Annotated in this window: 12 protein-coding genes, 2 pseudogenes and 1 riboswitch; of the genes and pseudogenes, 7 read left to right on the forward strand and 7 right to left on the reverse strand. The window is 66.8% G+C overall.

Translation table 11 applies throughout. The features are described from left to right. Positions 1-143: 143 nt before the first annotated feature. Together ACLQI9_RS30560 and ACLQI9_RS30565 are read right to left on the reverse strand one after the other, a co-directional pair. Entirely contained in the window at positions 144-608 is a 465-nt protein-coding gene (locus ACLQI9_RS30560; protein ID WP_442384325.1) for a LytR C-terminal domain-containing protein, read from the reverse strand. A 63-nt stretch (positions 609-671) separates the two neighbouring features. Beyond that, entirely contained in the window at positions 672-980 is a 309-nt protein-coding gene (locus tag ACLQI9_RS30565) for a DUF3263 domain-containing protein (RefSeq protein WP_324440997.1), read from the reverse strand. Positions 981-1,297: 317 nt separating this feature from the next. On the opposite strand from ACLQI9_RS30565, the gene ACLQI9_RS30570 reads away from it, so the two are divergent. The 5 genes and pseudogenes from ACLQI9_RS30570 to ACLQI9_RS30590 form a co-directional block, all read left to right on the forward strand. Further along, positions 1,298-1,891 (forward strand): peptide deformylase, encoded by a 594-nt coding sequence (locus tag ACLQI9_RS30570; protein WP_442384323.1) that lies wholly within the window; start codon positions 1,298-1,300, stop codon positions 1,889-1,891. After that, positions 1,891-2,784, forward strand: coding sequence for an N-acetylglutamate synthase, CG3035 family (locus ACLQI9_RS30575; protein WP_442384321.1), 894 nt, complete (start codon positions 1,891-1,893; stop codon positions 2,782-2,784). The genes ACLQI9_RS30570 and ACLQI9_RS30575 overlap by 1 nt, the downstream gene beginning before the upstream one ends. 98 nt (positions 2,785-2,882) lie before the next feature. Beyond that, positions 2,883-3,704, forward strand: coding sequence for an exodeoxyribonuclease III (locus ACLQI9_RS30580; RefSeq protein WP_442384319.1), 822 nt, complete (start codon positions 2,883-2,885; stop codon positions 3,702-3,704). A gap of 193 nt (positions 3,705-3,897) precedes the next feature. Then, positions 3,898-4,332 carry a hypothetical protein gene (locus ACLQI9_RS30585; protein WP_442384317.1) on the forward strand — a complete coding sequence of 145 codons (435 nt, stop codon included), beginning with the start codon at positions 3,898-3,900 and terminating at the stop codon, positions 4,330-4,332. Positions 4,333-6,290: 1,958 nt separating this feature from the next. Beyond that, positions 6,291-8,612, forward strand: a pseudogene (locus ACLQI9_RS30590) (cation-translocating P-type ATPase); the annotation flags it as partial. Here the strand turns inward: ACLQI9_RS30590 and ACLQI9_RS30595 are convergent. Continuing rightward, positions 8,587-8,868, reverse strand: a complete 282-nt coding sequence (locus ACLQI9_RS30595; RefSeq protein WP_442392690.1) for an Rv1535 domain-containing protein — start codon at positions 8,866-8,868, stop codon at positions 8,587-8,589. The pseudogene ACLQI9_RS30590 and the gene ACLQI9_RS30595 overlap by 26 nt on opposite strands. A 60-nt stretch (positions 8,869-8,928) precedes the next feature. Here ACLQI9_RS30595 and ACLQI9_RS30600 point away from each other — a divergent pair, with 60 nt between their 5' ends. Beyond that, positions 8,929-9,207: a hypothetical protein gene (locus ACLQI9_RS30600; RefSeq protein WP_442392686.1), complete on the forward strand. Its 279-nt coding sequence runs from the start codon at positions 8,929-8,931 to the stop codon at positions 9,205-9,207. Here the strand turns inward: ACLQI9_RS30600 and ACLQI9_RS30605 are convergent. The 4 genes from ACLQI9_RS30605 to ACLQI9_RS30620 form a co-directional block, all read right to left on the reverse strand. Further along, entirely contained in the window at positions 9,204-9,575 is a 372-nt protein-coding gene (locus tag ACLQI9_RS30605) for an STAS domain-containing protein (RefSeq protein WP_442384311.1), read from the reverse strand. The two genes, ACLQI9_RS30600 and ACLQI9_RS30605, sit on opposite strands and share 4 nt — an antisense overlap. After that, positions 9,572-13,480 (reverse strand): SpoIIE family protein phosphatase, encoded by a 3,909-nt coding sequence (locus tag ACLQI9_RS30610; RefSeq protein ID WP_442392688.1) that lies wholly within the window; start codon positions 13,478-13,480, stop codon positions 9,572-9,574. Before ACLQI9_RS30610 ends, ACLQI9_RS30605 begins: the two co-directional genes overlap by 4 nt. Beyond that, positions 13,477-13,848: an STAS domain-containing protein gene (locus tag ACLQI9_RS30615; RefSeq protein ID WP_442384307.1), complete on the reverse strand. Its 372-nt coding sequence runs from the start codon at positions 13,846-13,848 to the stop codon at positions 13,477-13,479. Before ACLQI9_RS30615 ends, ACLQI9_RS30610 begins: the two co-directional genes overlap by 4 nt. Positions 13,849-13,909: 61 nt before the next feature. Continuing rightward, positions 13,910-14,641 (reverse strand): PAS and ANTAR domain-containing protein, encoded by a 732-nt coding sequence (locus ACLQI9_RS30620; RefSeq protein ID WP_442384305.1) that lies wholly within the window; start codon positions 14,639-14,641, stop codon positions 13,910-13,912. Positions 14,642-14,733: 92 nt separating this feature from the next. Beyond that, a riboswitch (TPP riboswitch) is annotated at positions 14,734-14,844 on the forward strand. On the opposite strand from ACLQI9_RS30620, the pseudogene ACLQI9_RS30625 reads away from it, so the two are divergent. Next, positions 14,845-15,481, forward strand: a pseudogene (locus ACLQI9_RS30625) (phosphomethylpyrimidine synthase ThiC); the annotation flags it as partial.

Raw genomic sequence — 15,481 nt, forward strand, 5'->3', positions numbered from 1 at the left:
CCCGACACTCGTACGATAATTTCTCACTGGGGCCTCCCACATCTTGTGGCTCTACCGGCCAGGACCACATTCCTGACGGCAACCCACGTTCACATGTGAGCGAGGCCCCAGCCCCTCATACCGTCTAAGTCGGGTCATGCCCTTCAGCGCCCGACCACCACGATGACGCCGGGCGGCTGGTCGGCGACTTCAGGAATCCGCGGTTGGACGGGCGCTTTCAACAGCTGACCGACAGCGTCGGCGGTTTCGCGTTCGCCGGGCCCGTTGCCGAAGTACACCGTGGTGGCCGAGACGTTGGGCAACGACAGGTTGTCGACCTCTGTGACGTTGTAGCCGCCCTCCTTCAGCTGGTCGGCGGCGCGACCGGCAAGACCCTGTTGGCTGGAAATGTTGTAGACGCGAATGTCGGATTTTGCCGCGGGCTTCGCCGATGTTTTCGGCGCCATTGTGCTCGTCGTCACAGTTGATACCGACGAGTCGTCGTCAGAGTTGGCGCCCGATCCCATGGCCTGGAACCCGACCAGCAAAAAAATGACACCGAGAAACAGCAGCACCATCACCATGGCCCGCAGGGGTAGCCCGGTCGAGTCTGGAACGCGCTCATTCATTGACGTCACTGTATCTAGGAGTGCGCCAAAACCCACACCGACGCTCAGCAGGCGGACAATACCTCAGGTGACTTCGAAGCCCAGTCGTCGTGCGGCCCGCGCCTTCTGCCGACTGGCACGCAGCCGTCGTAGCCGTTTGACCAGCATCGGATCGGCTGCCAGTGCTTCGGGTCGGTCGACCAAAGCATTCAGAACCTGGTAGTAGCGCGTAGCCGACATTGCGAACAACTCTTTGATGGCTTCTTCTTTGGCGCCGGCGTATTTCCACCATTGGCGCTCGAACGCCAAAATGTCATGTTCGCGGCGGGTTAGGCCATCGGCGAGTTCAGAGTCGTCACCCGATCGATTAGCCCGCGCCATAGCGCTGTCCATATCGCTTCCTCGACCCTTTCGGCGAATTCTCGAATGCTCGCTGCTCCGGCAAATATTCAACCACGCTCGCAAGTGTTGATCCGGAACCCAAGCCCGCGAGTCGGCTGACTAGGTGAGATTGCCTGTCACCGCCTCGCACCGCAACCGGAGCAGCTTAGTTGGATTGCCCGCCTTCTCCTCACGCCGCAAGCGGCGTGCATCGTCGGCGGGCTTAGTTGGATTGCCCGCCTTGCCCCCTAGCCGCTACGCGGCTGGGAGGTGCCCCCACCTCACGCCGCAAACGGCGTGCATCGTCGGCGGGCTTAAGCTTGCCGGTCATGGCAGTCGTACCCATCCGCATCGTGGGAGATCCCGTCCTGCACACCCCGACCAAGCTGGTACCGGTCGCCGCCGACGGTTCGCTGCCCACCGATTTGGCCGATTTGATCGCCACGCTCTACGACACCATGGGGGCCGCCAACGGGGTTGGCCTGGCCGCCAATCAGATCGGCGCCGGCTTGCGGGTATTCGTCTACGACTGCGCCGACGAACGTGGGCAGTCGGCGCGGCGCCGCGGCGTTGTCGTCAATCCGGTGCTGGAGACCTCGGAAATTCCCGAGACGATGCCCGACCCGGAAAACGACGATGAGGGTTGCCTCTCGGTACCGGGTGAGACGTTTCCGACCGGGCGAGCCAAGTGGGCCCAGGTGACCGGACTCGACGCCAACGGCAGCCCGATCACGGTCGAGGGCGAGGGGTTATTCGCTCGGATGCTCCAGCACGAGACCGGACACCTGGATGGCTTCCTGTATCTGGACCGCTTGATCGGACGACACGCCCGCGCCGCAAAACGCGCGGTCAAATCCCACGGGTGGGGCGTCCCCGGGTTGTCGTGGACACCGGGTGAAGAGCCGGACCCGTTCGGCCACTGATGGTTTCGTGGCCTCCACCCGGCACCAGGGTCACGGTGCGTTATCGTCGGCCCCCCGGGTCGGTCCCACCTCTGACCGACGCGGTGGGCCATCTACTCGGCATCGAGCCGCTGGTGCGGGTACAGACGAAAACCGGGGCGGTGGTGCAGTTTGCGCCCGCGGATGTGGTCGCGGTACGGACACTGAGCGACGCGCCGGTGCGCACCTCGCAGATCCGCGCGCTCGAGCACGCCGCTGCATTCGCGTGGCCGGGTGTGCAGCAGCAGTGGCTGGACGGCTGGCTGCTGCGCGCCGGGCATGGCCTCACGTCTCGTGCGAACTCCGCTGTGCCGCTTGACGTCTCCGCCGACCCGGCCACGATACCGGCGATAGTCGACTGGTACACCCGGCGCGGCCTAACCCCGCGGCTGGCGATCGCAGACCGCCTGCTGCGGCTGCCCGCTGTGGGCGAGCAGGCCAACGCCGTGCTGGTCCGCGACGTGTGCGCCGCCCAGCCTGACCCGTCGGTCCGACTATCGACCCACCCGGATGACACCTGGCTACGGCTCTACCGCCGCGAGATCCCCGTTGATGTGCTGACCGCGGTCGTCGATGGCGAGCTGGTGTTCGGGATGCACACGGAACTGGCGGTGGCACGAGGCTCGGTCACCGACGCCCCGAATGGCGCTCGTTGGGTGGGTCTGTCGGCGGTGCGGATGGCAGACCAGGGTGCCGGCCGGGCGGTATGCGAAGCCCTGCTGGCGTGGGGTGCGGCTCGTGGTGCCACCCGCGGCTACGTCCGGCTTCTCGACGACGATCACGCCGCCGCCGGCCTGGCCCGGTCGATGGGCTTCGCGCTGCATCACCGCGCGCGCTATTTCGCGGCAACCTCGGCGCTCGCCGACACCACGTAGTTCGGCGACGATGGGAGCAGCGAAGCGGCCCGAGGTGGGTCAACCCCAGCCGCGAAGCGGCGAGGGGGAGAGCCGAACAATTCACGTAGGGTCGGGCCATGCCCGACGGCGCGCTTCGGCTGGCCACCTGGAACGTGAACTCGATTCGCACCCGGCTGGACCGAGTGCTCGATTGGCTGGAGCGCGCCGAGGTCGACGTGCTGGCTATGCAAGAGACCAAGTGCGCCGACGACCAGTTTCCGACGATGCCCTTCTTGGAGCTCGGCTACGAGGTGGCGCATTGCGGATTCAACCAGTGGAACGGCGTGGCGATCGCATCACGAGTCGGCCTCGACCACGTCGAGGTCGGCTTCGACGGCCAGCCGAGCTGGAGTAGCAAGCCGGATGTGGCGGCCGCGGCCGAAGCCCGCGCCCTGGCCGCCACCTGCGCAGGGGTTCGGGTGTGGAGCCTCTACGTGCCCAACGGCCGCGCCGTGGGTGATCCGCATTACACCTACAAGCTGAATTGGCTTGCCGCACTCCGTGATACAGCCGAGAACTGGCTACGCGACGATCCGTCTGCGCAGATTGCATTAGTCGGGGACTGGAACATCGCCCCAACCGACGATGACGTCTGGAGCGTCGAGTTCTTCCACGGCGCCACACACGTCTCCGAACCGGAGCGCGAGGCGTTCGACGCTATCGTCAACGCTCAATTCTCGGATGTAGTAAGGCCTTTCACCCCCGGCCCCGGGGTTTACACCTATTGGGACTACACCCAGCTGCGGTTCCCGAAGAGACAGGGAATGCGCATCGACTTCATCCTCGCCTCCCCCGCGCTGGCCGACCGGGTCGCTGACGCGCAGATCGTTCGGGAGGAACGGAAAGGCACGGCGCCCAGCGACCACGCGCCGGTCATGGTGGATCTGCGCGCAGATTGACGCATGTAAAAACGGCTCGCGGGTATTCATTCACTGTTCATTTGCCGGACAGAGACATAGGATTGCCAGATGCTGCGCGGTATCGTGACGGTTTCATGAACTTTGCGAGTCTGCGCGTATACAACCGGCGCCAATTTGGCGTGCAGCGGGTATCAGGTTCACGGCTTCACCAACAAACCATCAGGGAGTCATCATGGGTGTCGTTAACGACGCCGTACGCAACGTGAGTCGAACGGCGGGCCGCGCCGCGGCAGCAACCACCGCGGCCGCGGGTGCAGTGGGCGGCGCCGCGGTCAACGGTGTCGTCGGCGCCGTGACCGGAGCCGCAGCCGGCGTGCAGAAGGGCATTGGCAGCGGTAGCCATTCGACGCCGGCAGCCGCACTGACATTGGGCGCGCTCGGTGTCGCAGGGCTCCTCGACTGGCCGGTGGTGTTGGCCATCGGCGGCGGCGCCTTGTTGCTGCGGCAGTTGAATAACTCACACACCAACGGCTCGCACGACGCGACGGTCACACCGGTGAAAGCGGTTCCCACCAAGTCGACCGGTTCGACGTCACAACGCAGGTCGCCGGCCAAGCGGGCTGCGGCAGGGCAGGCGCGCGGCACACAGTCGCGCACCCGCCGTTAATTCCCCGGTTGGGTACCGTCAGAACAGTGCTAGCATCTCCGCTCCGCGCGGTCACGCTTGGCATCCAAGCAACGTCCGCGCTCGTAGGCGCCACCCTGCACACCGCGGCGTCCGCTGCAGAAAACTTGGGCACGGTCGCGTCAACGGGCCTGACCATGGCCGCGATCCCGGTTCGGGAAGGTGTCAAAGCGCTGTCGGACGGCCTGCCCGCGGCCACGTTGACTCGGCATAGCTGGCGTGGCAGAGGACGTGCGTGGATCGAGGTCCGCGGCCTCGACGGCCCGGGCGGCGCCGAGCTTGGGCGCGCCGTCGTCGACGCCGCACTCGCACGCCCTGGGGTCACTTCCGCCAGCCTGAACCGCCCATTGTCGCGGCTCGTCGTGAGCCTCAACGGCGACCAGACCTCACTGCGCGAGCTGTGCAGAGCGGTTGACGAGGCTGAAAAGCGTTGCCGCTCAACTGATAGCGCCGCACGTCCGAAACCCTTGCCGGGCGACGGCCTGCTGCTGGCCACCAAGGCGGTGGGGGTCGGCGCCACAGCTGCCGGGATGGGCGCCGCGGTCGCCGGCCGGCTGCTGCGGTGGCCGCGTCTGAACTACGGTTTCGAGGCGGCGGTGGTGGCCGTCGATTACCAGCCGCGCGTGCGCCGTCTGCTCGAGGACAGCATCGGTCAGTCCGCGACGGACACGCTGCTCAGCCTGGCTATGACGGCCGCACACGTCATTGAGCTCTCGCCGGCGTCGCTGGCCGTGGACTTGATGATGGAAACGCTGAAAGCCGCCGAAATGCGCGCCGAGGCGCAGGCCTGGAGCCGCCACGAACCGAGGCTGGCCCGCCATGCCGAGCAGGCCGACGTCTACCCGGCGTCCCGCCCGGTGCCGCTGCCCGAGGGACTGATAGAGCGGCACTCACGTCGCAGCGCATTACTTCAGGCGGTCGGTGTCGCGGCCGTCGGCGCCACCACCCGCAACCTCAACATGACCTCGACCACGGCGTTGGTCACGACACCGAAAGCCACCCGCACCACGCGCGAATCGTTCGCCGCGGCGCTTGGCCAAGGGTTGGCCGACCAGCACGCCGTCTTGCCACTGCACCCGCAAAGCCTGCGCCGGCTCGACCGGGTCGACGCGCTGCTGGTCGATCCCAGGGTGTTGTGCACCGACACGCTGCGCGTGGTGCGGGTGCGCGGCGCCGATGAGGACGAGATATCCCCGGCCTGGAACCGCGCGCAACTGCTGCTGGAGAAACGAGGCCTACGTGTCGGCTGGCACCCGGTTCCCGGAGGGCCGGCCGTCGAAGCGCTGATCGGCCCCACGCACGATCCGCTGGCCTCAGCTGTATTGGCCGAGGCACGTCGGGCCGGCCTGGATTTAATCTGTGTCGACATCGATGACCTGGGCGAGCTGCGACCCGCGTTCGATGAGCTGCGGCCGCCGGAGAACGGATCCGTCGATGATGCGCTCGTCGCGGCGCTGACCGCTCTGCAACAGTCCGGTCACACCGTCGCGGTGCTGTCTTCGTCAGGTGCACAAGCACTTTCGTCGGCCGACGTCGGGCTGGGTGTAATGCCCAACTCCGACGGCGATCCGCCCCCCTGGACGGCGGATCTGATCCTGAGTGACCTCGCCGGCGCTTGGCGGCTGCTGCATGCGGTCCCCGCAGCCAGGACGGCAAGCCGGCGTGGCATCGAGATATCGACCGGCGCGACGGCGTTGGGTGCGCTGCTGATGCTGCCCGGCGTGCGCGGCCGCGGGCCCGGCCCGGTGACCACGGGTGCGGCGGCGGGTCTGCTGTCCGGCTACTTGATGGCCCGCCGGGTGGTTCGCGCACCGACTCCGCTGCCGGCCCCAATCCACGAATGGCACGCAATGTCGGTCGAGCAGGTGCGAAAGATGTTGCCGCCGCCGGACGCCGACGAATCAATGGCGCCCCGCCATGGGGCGCTGGCCAGCCGGGCCATGGAAACCGCCCACCGCGGCGCCGAACTGACCGGACGACCGCGGCGAGCGGTTTGGCAGTTTGCCAAGGCGGTACAAGCCGAGTTATCCGACCCGCTGACCCCGGTACTGGCTCTCGGCTCGGCAGCCAGCGCGATCCTCGGGTCGCCGGTCGACGCGGTCCTGGTGGGTTCGGTGCTCACCGGAAACTCCGTGCTCGCCGCCAGCCAGCGCCTGCGTGCCGAAAGCCGACTGAACGAATTGCTGGCGCAACAGATTCCACCGGCCCGCAAAGTGACAATCGGTCCCGACGGCGAGCCGGCGTACACCGAGGTCGTCGCGGAGCAGCTGCGGCCCGGCGATGTGATCGAGATACGGACCCACGAGGTGATCCCCGCGGACGCCCGGCTGATCGAGGAAGACGACCTCGAGGTCGACGAGTCGACGCTGACCGGTGAGTCTTTGCCGGTCGAGAAGCAGATCGACGCCACACCGGGTGCCGAACTGGCCGAGCGCCGCTGCATGCTGTTCGCCGGCACCACGATCGTCGCGGGTACCGCGGTGGCGCTGGTGACCGCCGTCGGCGCCGACACCCAGGCGCGTCGCGCCGCCGAACTCGCGTCCGGTGACGTGCCAGAGGTCGGGCTGCAGCACCAGCTCAGCAAGCTCACCAACCAGGCATTCCCGGTCAGCACAGCCGGCGGCGCCCTGGTCAGCTTACTGGGCCTGTTACGCGGTCGAGGAATACGCGAAGCCGTGGCCAGTGGAATCGCGATCACCGTGGCCGCGGTCCCGGAAGGTATGCCGCTGGTGGCGACGCTCGCACAAGCCGCGTCGGCCCGACGCCTGACCGAATACGGCGCGCTGGTGCGTATCCCCCGTTCGGTCGAGGCGCTCGGCCGCGTCGACGTCGTCTGCTTCGACAAGACCGGCACGCTATCCGAAAACCGCCTGCGGGTGGCGCAGGTGCATCCGGTGGCCGGCTACTCCCGCGACGATGTATTGCGCTTCGCTGCGCACGCAGCGCCGGCGGCAAACGGCGGTGCGCAGGTGCACGCCACCGACCTGGCCATCATCGAGGCGGCGCTGGCGGTCGATGCCTCCAACGGCTTCCATCCCGACGCGGAAGCCGACGCTCATCTGCCGTTCCGGTCCGGCAGGTCGTTCTCGGCATCGGTGTCCGACGACGAGCTGACCATCAAAGGCGCACCCGAAGTGGTCCTCGCCGCTTGCCGGGACGTCGGTCCGGACATCGATCAGACGGTGCGTCAGCTGGCGGCCGAAGGGCTGCGGGTGATTGCCGTCGCGCGGCGCCGGCTCAGCCCGCAACAGGCCAAGCTGGTAGCCGACGACGAAGACTCCATCGCCGACCTGGCCGACGACGAGTTGTCACTGGCAGGATTCCTCGGGCTGTCCGACACGCCGCGAGCCGAAGCACCCGCACTGCTCAAGGCCCTGTCCGAACGCGAGGTCGGCATCCGGTTGATCACCGGCGATCACCCGATCACCGCCACCGCTATCGCGCGGGAAATGGGCATGCCGGTGAGTGCCGAGCAGGTCATCACTGGTGCGGAGTGGGACGCCTTGTCGCGCAAAGACCAGGAACGCGTCGTCACCGAGCGGGTGATCTTCGCCCGGATGTCACCGGAGAACAAAGTCCAGGTCGTCCAGACGCTCGAACGCAGCGGCAAAGTATGCGCGATGGTCGGCGACGGGTCCAACGACGCCGCCGCGATCCGAGCCGCCACCGTCGGTATCGCCGTCGTGGCGCGCGGCAGCGATCCGGCCAGCATCGCGGCCGATGTGGTGCTGGTCGACGCCCGAATCGAAGCGCTCGTCGCAGCCGTCGACGAGGGCCGCCAGCTCTGGCAGCGGGTGCACGCCGCGGTATCGGTGCTGTTGGGCGGCAACGCCGGCGAGGTGGCTTTCGCGATCATCGGCAGCGCGATCAGCGGAACGTCGCCACTCAACACCCGACAGCTGCTGCTGGTGAACATGATGACCGATGCGTTCCCCGCCGCCGCTCTTGCCGTGAGCCCGCCGAGCGGCCCGGTGCAGACCGGCCGCGGCGGCCCCGATCAACGGGCGCTATGGCGAGCCGTCGCCATCCGCGGGACGACCACCGCGGCGGCGGCGACTGCGGCTTGGATGATGGCCGGCGTGACCGGACGGCCACGACGCGCGTCGACGGTGGCCTTGGTCGCGTTGGTGAGCACCCAGCTGGGTCAGACGCTGCTGGAGTCGCGTGCGCCGTTGGTGGTCTTGACCGCCGGCGGATCGCTGGCCGTGATGGGGACGCTGATCAGCATCCCCGGCGTCAGCCAGCTTTTGGGCTGTACGCCGCTCGGCCCGATCGGGTGGGCGCAGGCGCTGGGCTCAGCCGGGGTTGCGACCGCCGCGGTGGGCGTCGCGACCCGCGTGCTCGACAGTAAGCTTCCACTGGAGCTCGAAGCCGGCCCCGATCGGGCGCCTGACGAGTCCCAACCTGAACAAGGCCAAGCCGCCACAGAACCGCGTACAACTCGATCAGCGGGATCGCCAGAAAAACAGCGGCCCCTGAGGCTAGTGGGTCGGCGAGATTCTCCGTCGTCGACGTCATACTCCCGACGGTGACCGGGGCACTCTGCTGGACGGCAAACCTTAAGTTACTGAAAGGCAAATGATGGTCGAAAAGAAGCCCCGCCGCGCAACGTCCCAGGCCGAGGCCGTCGCGCAGATCCGCGAGGGCGAGACGTTCTTCGTGAACTTGCCGCTGGTCGGAAAGGTAGAGATTCCCCGACCCGAGGCGCTCGCCTACTACAGCGCTTTGGCCGCCTTGGCCGCATTCGAGCTCATCGACTGGCCGGTCGCGGTCGTCATTGCAGCGGGCCACCTGCTGGCCAGTAACCACCACAACCGCATCCTCGAAGAGCTCGGCGAGGCCATCGAAGAGGTTTAGGGCCAGAGATCTGGCTCCAGCCCTCCTGCTTCTTTTTCCCGTAGCGCGCGGCGCGCGCTCTCGCTGTCATGGTGAATCGGCAAGCACATGAGTTCGGCCACTCGATACATGAAGCTATCCGGCGACAGAACGAGGACGATAGCGTTCTGTTCGAGCAGCCGATCAAGCGCGGCGAATCCCGCGCTGTCCAGGTATTTCACCCCGCTCAGTTCAAGGATGATGGGCCGCGGGCCCGGCACGTCCAGCACCGACCGCGTGAACTCGTCGACGTTGGTCACGTCGATCTCGCCGGTAACTGTCACCTCGGCGGTGGTGGTCGCCGCGGCGCCGTTGTCGGGGTTCTGCAGCTGAAAAACCGCGCGGGTCATCGTATTACGCCCTCCACCAAACTGGCCTCCGGGACAACCGCGTGGTGGAAACTCAGGGTAATTCGAGTGCCGTGCGCGGTGCGTATGGTCTTCACGTGGTCCGCGAGTCCGTTGATCATGGTGAGCCCCCGCCCGCCGCGCAGGCTACGTTGGCTGGCCGACGAATCACCGGACCACCGCCCGGTATCGCTGACCGTCGCGGTGACGGTGTGACCGCGCACAAAAGCCTCGACGGAGACGGTCCTGAGCGGATCGCCGCCGCTGCCATGTTCGATCGCATTACTCACCGCCTCGCCGGTGGCCAACAGGATGTCGGCTGCCCGGCGCGGATCTACGGCGATACCGGTCAGCCAGTGGCGCAGCCGGTGCCGAGCCTGCGGGATGGTCATCGGTGTGGCGGGCAGCACGGTGGCAAAACTGCGCGCCGTAGCGTGGTTGGGACGCAAGGCCAACAGGACGACGTCGTCGGTATAACCACCGGGCGGAGCCATCCGGTCCAGCAACTCATCACAGAACTCCCCGACCGACAGTTCCGCCCGATATGCGGCCGCGGCCTGTAGCCGCTCGAATCCTTGATCGAGCGTCTCGCCCGGCCGCTCGATCAATCCGTCGGTGTACAGCAGCAGCAGGCTGCCCGCCGGCAACTCGTATTCTGCCGTGTTCGACTTGAGACGGTGTTCCCACGCCGCAACCGGGGGACGCCGCCCGGCCTGCAGAAAAACGGGCCGTTGATCCGGCGCTACCAGCAATGGATAGGGATGACCCGCGCAGGAATAGCTGACGCGGGAGGTGCCGTCGGCAGTTCCCGGTTGCCCAGTGTCAATCACGGCATAACTGACCGTTGCGCAGCGCGCACCGGGGACCGCCGCCGCATACCTGTCCAGGGAGCTGAGCACCGCACCCGGATCGGCGCCGGTGAGAGCGGTAGCCGCCACCGCGGCGCGGAGTCTGCTCATCACGATCGCCGCGGGCAGACCGTGTCCGACCACGTCGCCGACGGATATCGCGATCTGGCCCGGTTGCTGTAGCGGCGCCACCAGATACCAGTCCCCGCCGACGCGCATCGCCTCGCCGCCGGGCTGATACACGGCCGCCACGACCGCGGCCGTTGACCCGCGGTCGAGATCGAGCAGATGCTCCTGGAAGTCAACGGCAATCCGATGTTCGCGCTGTGCACTGCGGACCCGGCCCACGGCCGCCTGAGTGACCTCCGCAGTCCGGGCGAACATCTCGAGCTCAGCGGAGTCGAAATCGCGCGGTATCGGCCACAGCAGCCCGATGGAACCGATCACGCTTCCGTCATGACCGCGCAACGGCTGGCTGACGCACGACCGGACGCTGTGCGCGGTCTCCTGCACTACGTGCCCATAACGCGGGGCGAGCGCGAAGGTATCGGTGATGACCATCGTCTGGCCGGTCTTGATGACGTCAATCGGCACCAGCGGCGTGTCCAGGGTGGCCACGTGGTAGCGGTCGCGGTATTCCACGGGCACCGGTCCGGCGTACTCGAACCGGACGTTGTTCTCCTCGGCGTCGAGGAGACCGATCACGACGACTGTCGCACCGCCCGCGCCGAGCGGAGAGGCCAGCAGCGCTTCGGCGATTCCCCCGACGGACTCGGCGGCCTGCAACGCGGCATCTAGTTGGGCGGCGGCGGAGGTATGCCGAAGCTCGGCTTCGCGCTGTAGCCGACCGGCACGTTCGCGGTTGGCGGCGGACAACCGCGCCGCGACCCTCTCGATCAGCTCCTGCGAGCGAAATGGTTTGGGCAGGTAGTCGTCCGCGCCGCCGGCGTAGCCTTCGCTGACGGCCTCGTCTCCGGCGCGGGCGGAGAGCATGAGGATCGGAGTGGCGGCCAGTTCGGGATCGCGACGAACGGCCGAGACGAAGTCGAAGCCGTCGAGCTTGGGCATCATCACATCGGTCACGATGGCGTCTGGGCGAAGCTCGCAGGCGGTCCGCAGGGCCGCTTCGCCGTCGGCGACCAGGACCGTCCTCCAGTGCGGCGACAGCACCTGGTGTATGTGAGCCCGCATGTCGGCGTTGTCGTCGGCGATCAACACCAGTTCGCGATTGTCGTCGGCGGGCGCAGACTCGTCGGGCAGCGATGCCACCCATTGGTCCGCCTCGACGACGTAAGGGCTGTCCAGCAGATCGGCCGGTCGATGGTAGATCGGTGTGGCGGCGAGCGACTTGGGCAGCGTAACGGCGACGGTCGTGCCGCGGTCGAGTTCGCTGGCGATCTGCATGCTGCCTTGTTGGAGTTCCACCAGCCCACGCACCAGTGACAGCCCGATTCCGGAGCCTTCCACACTGCGGCCCCGCGCGGTGTCGGCCCGAAAGAAGCGTTCGCCGAGCCGCTTCAGGTCCGCCTCGCTGATCCCGACACCAGTGTCGCGGACGCTGACCAGGCACTGGTTGCCGCCGCTGTGGACCGTGACGGTGATCGAGCCGCTCAGCGTGTACTTGACCGCGTTGGACAGCAGGTTGAGCATGATGGTTTCCCACATGTCCGGGTCGAGGTCGGCCAGTGCCGGGCGGCAGTCGAGGACAAGTTCAAGCCCGGCCCGCTCGCACAGTTCGGCGAACGACGACGCGATCTGCGACGTCAACGCCCCGACATCGGTGCACACCAATCTCGTGGTGGCGCGGCCTGCTTCGATACGGGAGAACTGCAGCAGCGAGTCGACCAGGCGCAGCAGCCGTCCCGCGTTACGCCGGGCCATCCGCAGCCGCGCCGCGAGAACCGTGTCCGAACCGACATCGGAGAGCGCGTCCTCGAGGGGTCCTAGAAGCAGGGTTAGCGGCGTGCGGAATTCGTGGCTGACGTTGGTCAAAAACGCCGTCTTGGCGTGGTCCAGTTCGGCCAGCGCATCGGCGCGTTGCCGCTGCCGCTCATGGGAGACCACCGAAGCCAGCGCCGAGGACAGCTGGTCGGCGAGCAGCTGACAAAACCCGAGATATTGCTCATCCAGCGGACAGCGCGGGTTTGTTCCCACCACCAGCGCCCCCGCGATGGCGTCCTCGCCCAGCGGTAGCACCAGGGCCTGGTCCGGACAATCGCCGTCCAACACTTCATGCACACCGCGAATCACCGACGCTACGTCGTCGATGATCTGCACCTCCGCCCGTGACCGCGCCATCGGCTCCCAGTGGGTGAGCTTTTCCAGGGTGGGCGGCAGCAGCGCCAGCACCGACGGCGTTGCTCCGCGCAGGGCGGTATCGGCCGCGTCCCCATCACTGACGTATGCCGCGACGAGCGGTACGTCGGCGGGCTGGTCGGCACACACCGAAATAGCAGCGCTCACCGCGTCGTCGACGGTGCGGGTTTCCATCGTCGCCGAGGCCACTGCGTTGAGGAGATGCAGGCGCCGCTCGCTGATCACCCGCTCGGTGGTCTCCCAGGAGGGGCAGAAGATCCCGTAAATCTCGCCGGTGTGTCCGACCAGTGGGCTGTAGGTGAAGGTGAAGTAGCGTTCCTGGCGTCGACCGGCGGTCACCATCGGCAGCATCAAATCGTGCGACCAGGTAGCCTCCCCGGTCGCGATCACGCTGGCCAGCATCGGACTGATCGGCTCCCAGATGTCCCACCACACGAATCGGCCGCGTCGGCCCAGCGCGGCCGGGTGTTTGTCACCCAGGATCTGGATGTAGGCGTCGTTGTACACCAGGAACAGGTCTTCAGCGCCCAACCACAACACGATCGGAAACCGCGAGGTCAACACCACCGCGACCGCCGACCGTACCTCCGCTGACCACTCCTGCGGCGATCCCAATGGATGTGCAGCCCAATCGAATTCCGCGAACAGACGACCCATCTCACCGCCGAGTGCGACCGCCTCGGCAAGGTCGGGTGGTAGATCCTGCGGCTCGCTGGCCCAGACGCGGGGGTGAGACCCGATCACTGCCCCTGCTCGGTATCACGGCCTTGCAGCGCATCGGGCAGCGTGGGGTAGAGCTCGAGGACGCTGTCCAGGTTCGTCACCTCGATCGGGCGAACTACCAGTCCATTGTCGGCAACCAGCCGCACGGACGTCCCAGCCTGCAGCCCTTGCCTGTGACAATCGAGGACCGCGTTCAGTCCGGCGCTGCCGAAGTAGGTCACGGCCTGCAAATCGATAATGAGCAGTCGAGAGGCTTGGGTCCCGGCCTGCTGCAGCGCCGCATCCAGCTGTGAGGTGAGGTCGCCAGCGGTGCTGGAATCCACCTCGCCCTTGGCCTGCAGGACCACAGCTTCCGGTCGTACCTCGTAGTCGACCACCAACAAATCCATCGCGTTCACCCGTCGTGCCGCTTGCCGTCTGCGGCATTGTCGAGCCTAACCGGCGACCCGGTTATGTGTTGGGTTCGCCCTCAATACGCTCTTGCACCGTCAACAAAAGATGGTCGAAGGCGCTTTGCACCTCCGCCGACGGCGCTGGCAGCGTGGCGATTTCGGCGATGAGCTGGTTGGCCAGCGCGCGCAGTTTGGTGTTGGTCTCCTGCGATCGCCACCGCAGCACGCCGAAGGCTTGATCCGCGCTGACCCGGTAGACGGCCATCAGGACGCCTTTGACCTGCTCGATCAGCGCGCGGGCCTCGAACAGGTCAGGCAATGCCTCGTCGAGGGCCACCTGCCGGGTCTCGACGAAGGTGGTGGTCAAGTCGATGTAGTGACCGGCGGTTCCCACCACTGCGCCCGTCTCGTCGGCCATCCGATCGGCCACCACGATCGCATCGTGCACATTGCCGCCCACGTCAATAAAGCGGTGACGGCTGGAGAACGAGCTCTTGGTATGGAGCGCCCGGTCGAGCAGGTCCTGAACGTGTTTCCGGTCTTCTGGACGTTTGTGCGACAGCAGCAGTTCGGTCGTCGGTACCACCGAACCGGGCTCATAGCCGTGCATGAGCGCTACCTCATCGGACCATTCCCAGCGCTGGCCGACAAACCAGAACCGGAAAGCACCGACGCTGACGTTGTCGCGGTCGCCGTATGCCAGGTCGCCGTCGCCGTATGCCAGCCGCCGGACAGATGGTTCACCGGTGTCGGCGCTCGTCTCGGCGGCCTCGTGCACGTTAAGAATCATTCCATCGTTTAAACACCTTGCCCACCGGTTAGCCAGGACGTCGCGCGCAGCTCGCCTCTCCACATCACCGTCCGGCTGCGCTAGCGTGGACTCCACAACAACGCGGGAGCGCATGCCCAGTGCGCTGAGAGGACGGCTCGGGGCCGTCGACCGTACGAACCTGACCGGGTAATGCCGACGTAGGGAGATGAGAAGTGACTGATGTGATAGCCGTCGAGCCGTCCGTGACTACCGGCCCCATCGCCGGCAGCAGCAAGGCCTACCGAAATCTCGATATCTCTCCTGATGGCGGCCCTGCCGCCAAGGTGCCGTTTCGGCGGGTGAATCTGTCCAACGGACAGCACTTCGATCTTTACGACACCTCTGGCCCCTACACCGACGCCGATGCGGTGATCGATGTGACGGCCGGGTTGCCGGGCAGGCCGGGCGTGGTGCGAGATCGCGGCACCCAGCTGCAGCGGGCCCGCGCCGGTGAGATCACCGCCGAGATGGCCTTCATCGCCGCCCGCGAGGGCGTGCCCGCCGAACTCGTGCGCGACGAGGTCGCCCGCGGCCGCGCGGTGATCCCGGCCAACCACAACCAGCCCGAGAGCGAGCCGATGATCATCGGCAAGGCGTTCGCGGTCAAGGTGAACGCGAACATCGGCAACTCGGCGGTGACCAGCTCGATCGCCGAATAGGTCGACAAGATGGTTTGGGCCACCCGGTGGGGCGCCGACACCATCATGGACCTGTCCACCGGCAAGAACATTCACGAGACCCGCGAGTGGAGTCTGCGCAACTCCCCGGTGCCGGTCGGCACGGTTCCGATCTATCAGGCGCTGGAAAAGGTCAAGGGTG

The organism is Mycobacterium sp., from assembly GCF_052143115.1.
Lineage (GTDB): Bacteria > Actinomycetota > Actinomycetes > Mycobacteriales > Mycobacteriaceae > Mycobacterium.

Excerpts from the sequence above, each read along its gene's own strand:
- ACLQI9_RS30615 (WP_442384307.1), bottom strand. The coding sequence starts at position 13,848 with ATGGATTTGTTGGTGGTCGACTACGAGGTACGACCGGAAGCTGTGGTC.
- ACLQI9_RS30605 (WP_442384311.1), bottom strand. The coding sequence starts at position 9,575 with ATGACCCGCGCGGTTTTTCAGCTGCAGAACCCCGACAACGGCGCCGCG.
- ACLQI9_RS30575 (WP_442384321.1), top strand. The coding sequence starts at position 1,891 with ATGGTTTCGTGGCCTCCACCCGGCACCAGGGTCACGGTGCGTTATCGT.
- ACLQI9_RS30595 (WP_442392690.1), bottom strand. The coding sequence starts at position 8,868 with ATGACGTCGACGACGGAGAATCTCGCCGACCCACTAGCCTCAGGGGCC.
- ACLQI9_RS30560 (WP_442384325.1), bottom strand. The coding sequence starts at position 608 with ATGAATGAGCGCGTTCCAGACTCGACCGGGCTACCCCTGCGGGCCATG.
- ACLQI9_RS30585 (WP_442384317.1), top strand. The coding sequence starts at position 3,898 with ATGGGTGTCGTTAACGACGCCGTACGCAACGTGAGTCGAACGGCGGGC.
- ACLQI9_RS30620 (WP_442384305.1), bottom strand. The coding sequence starts at position 14,641 with ATGATTCTTAACGTGCACGAGGCCGCCGAGACGAGCGCCGACACCGGT.
- ACLQI9_RS30580 (WP_442384319.1), top strand. The coding sequence starts at position 2,883 with ATGCCCGACGGCGCGCTTCGGCTGGCCACCTGGAACGTGAACTCGATT.
- ACLQI9_RS30565 (WP_324440997.1), bottom strand. The coding sequence starts at position 980 with ATGGACAGCGCTATGGCGCGGGCTAATCGATCGGGTGACGACTCTGAA.
- ACLQI9_RS30570 (WP_442384323.1), top strand. The coding sequence starts at position 1,298 with ATGGCAGTCGTACCCATCCGCATCGTGGGAGATCCCGTCCTGCACACC.
- ACLQI9_RS30600 (WP_442392686.1), top strand. The coding sequence starts at position 8,929 with ATGATGGTCGAAAAGAAGCCCCGCCGCGCAACGTCCCAGGCCGAGGCC.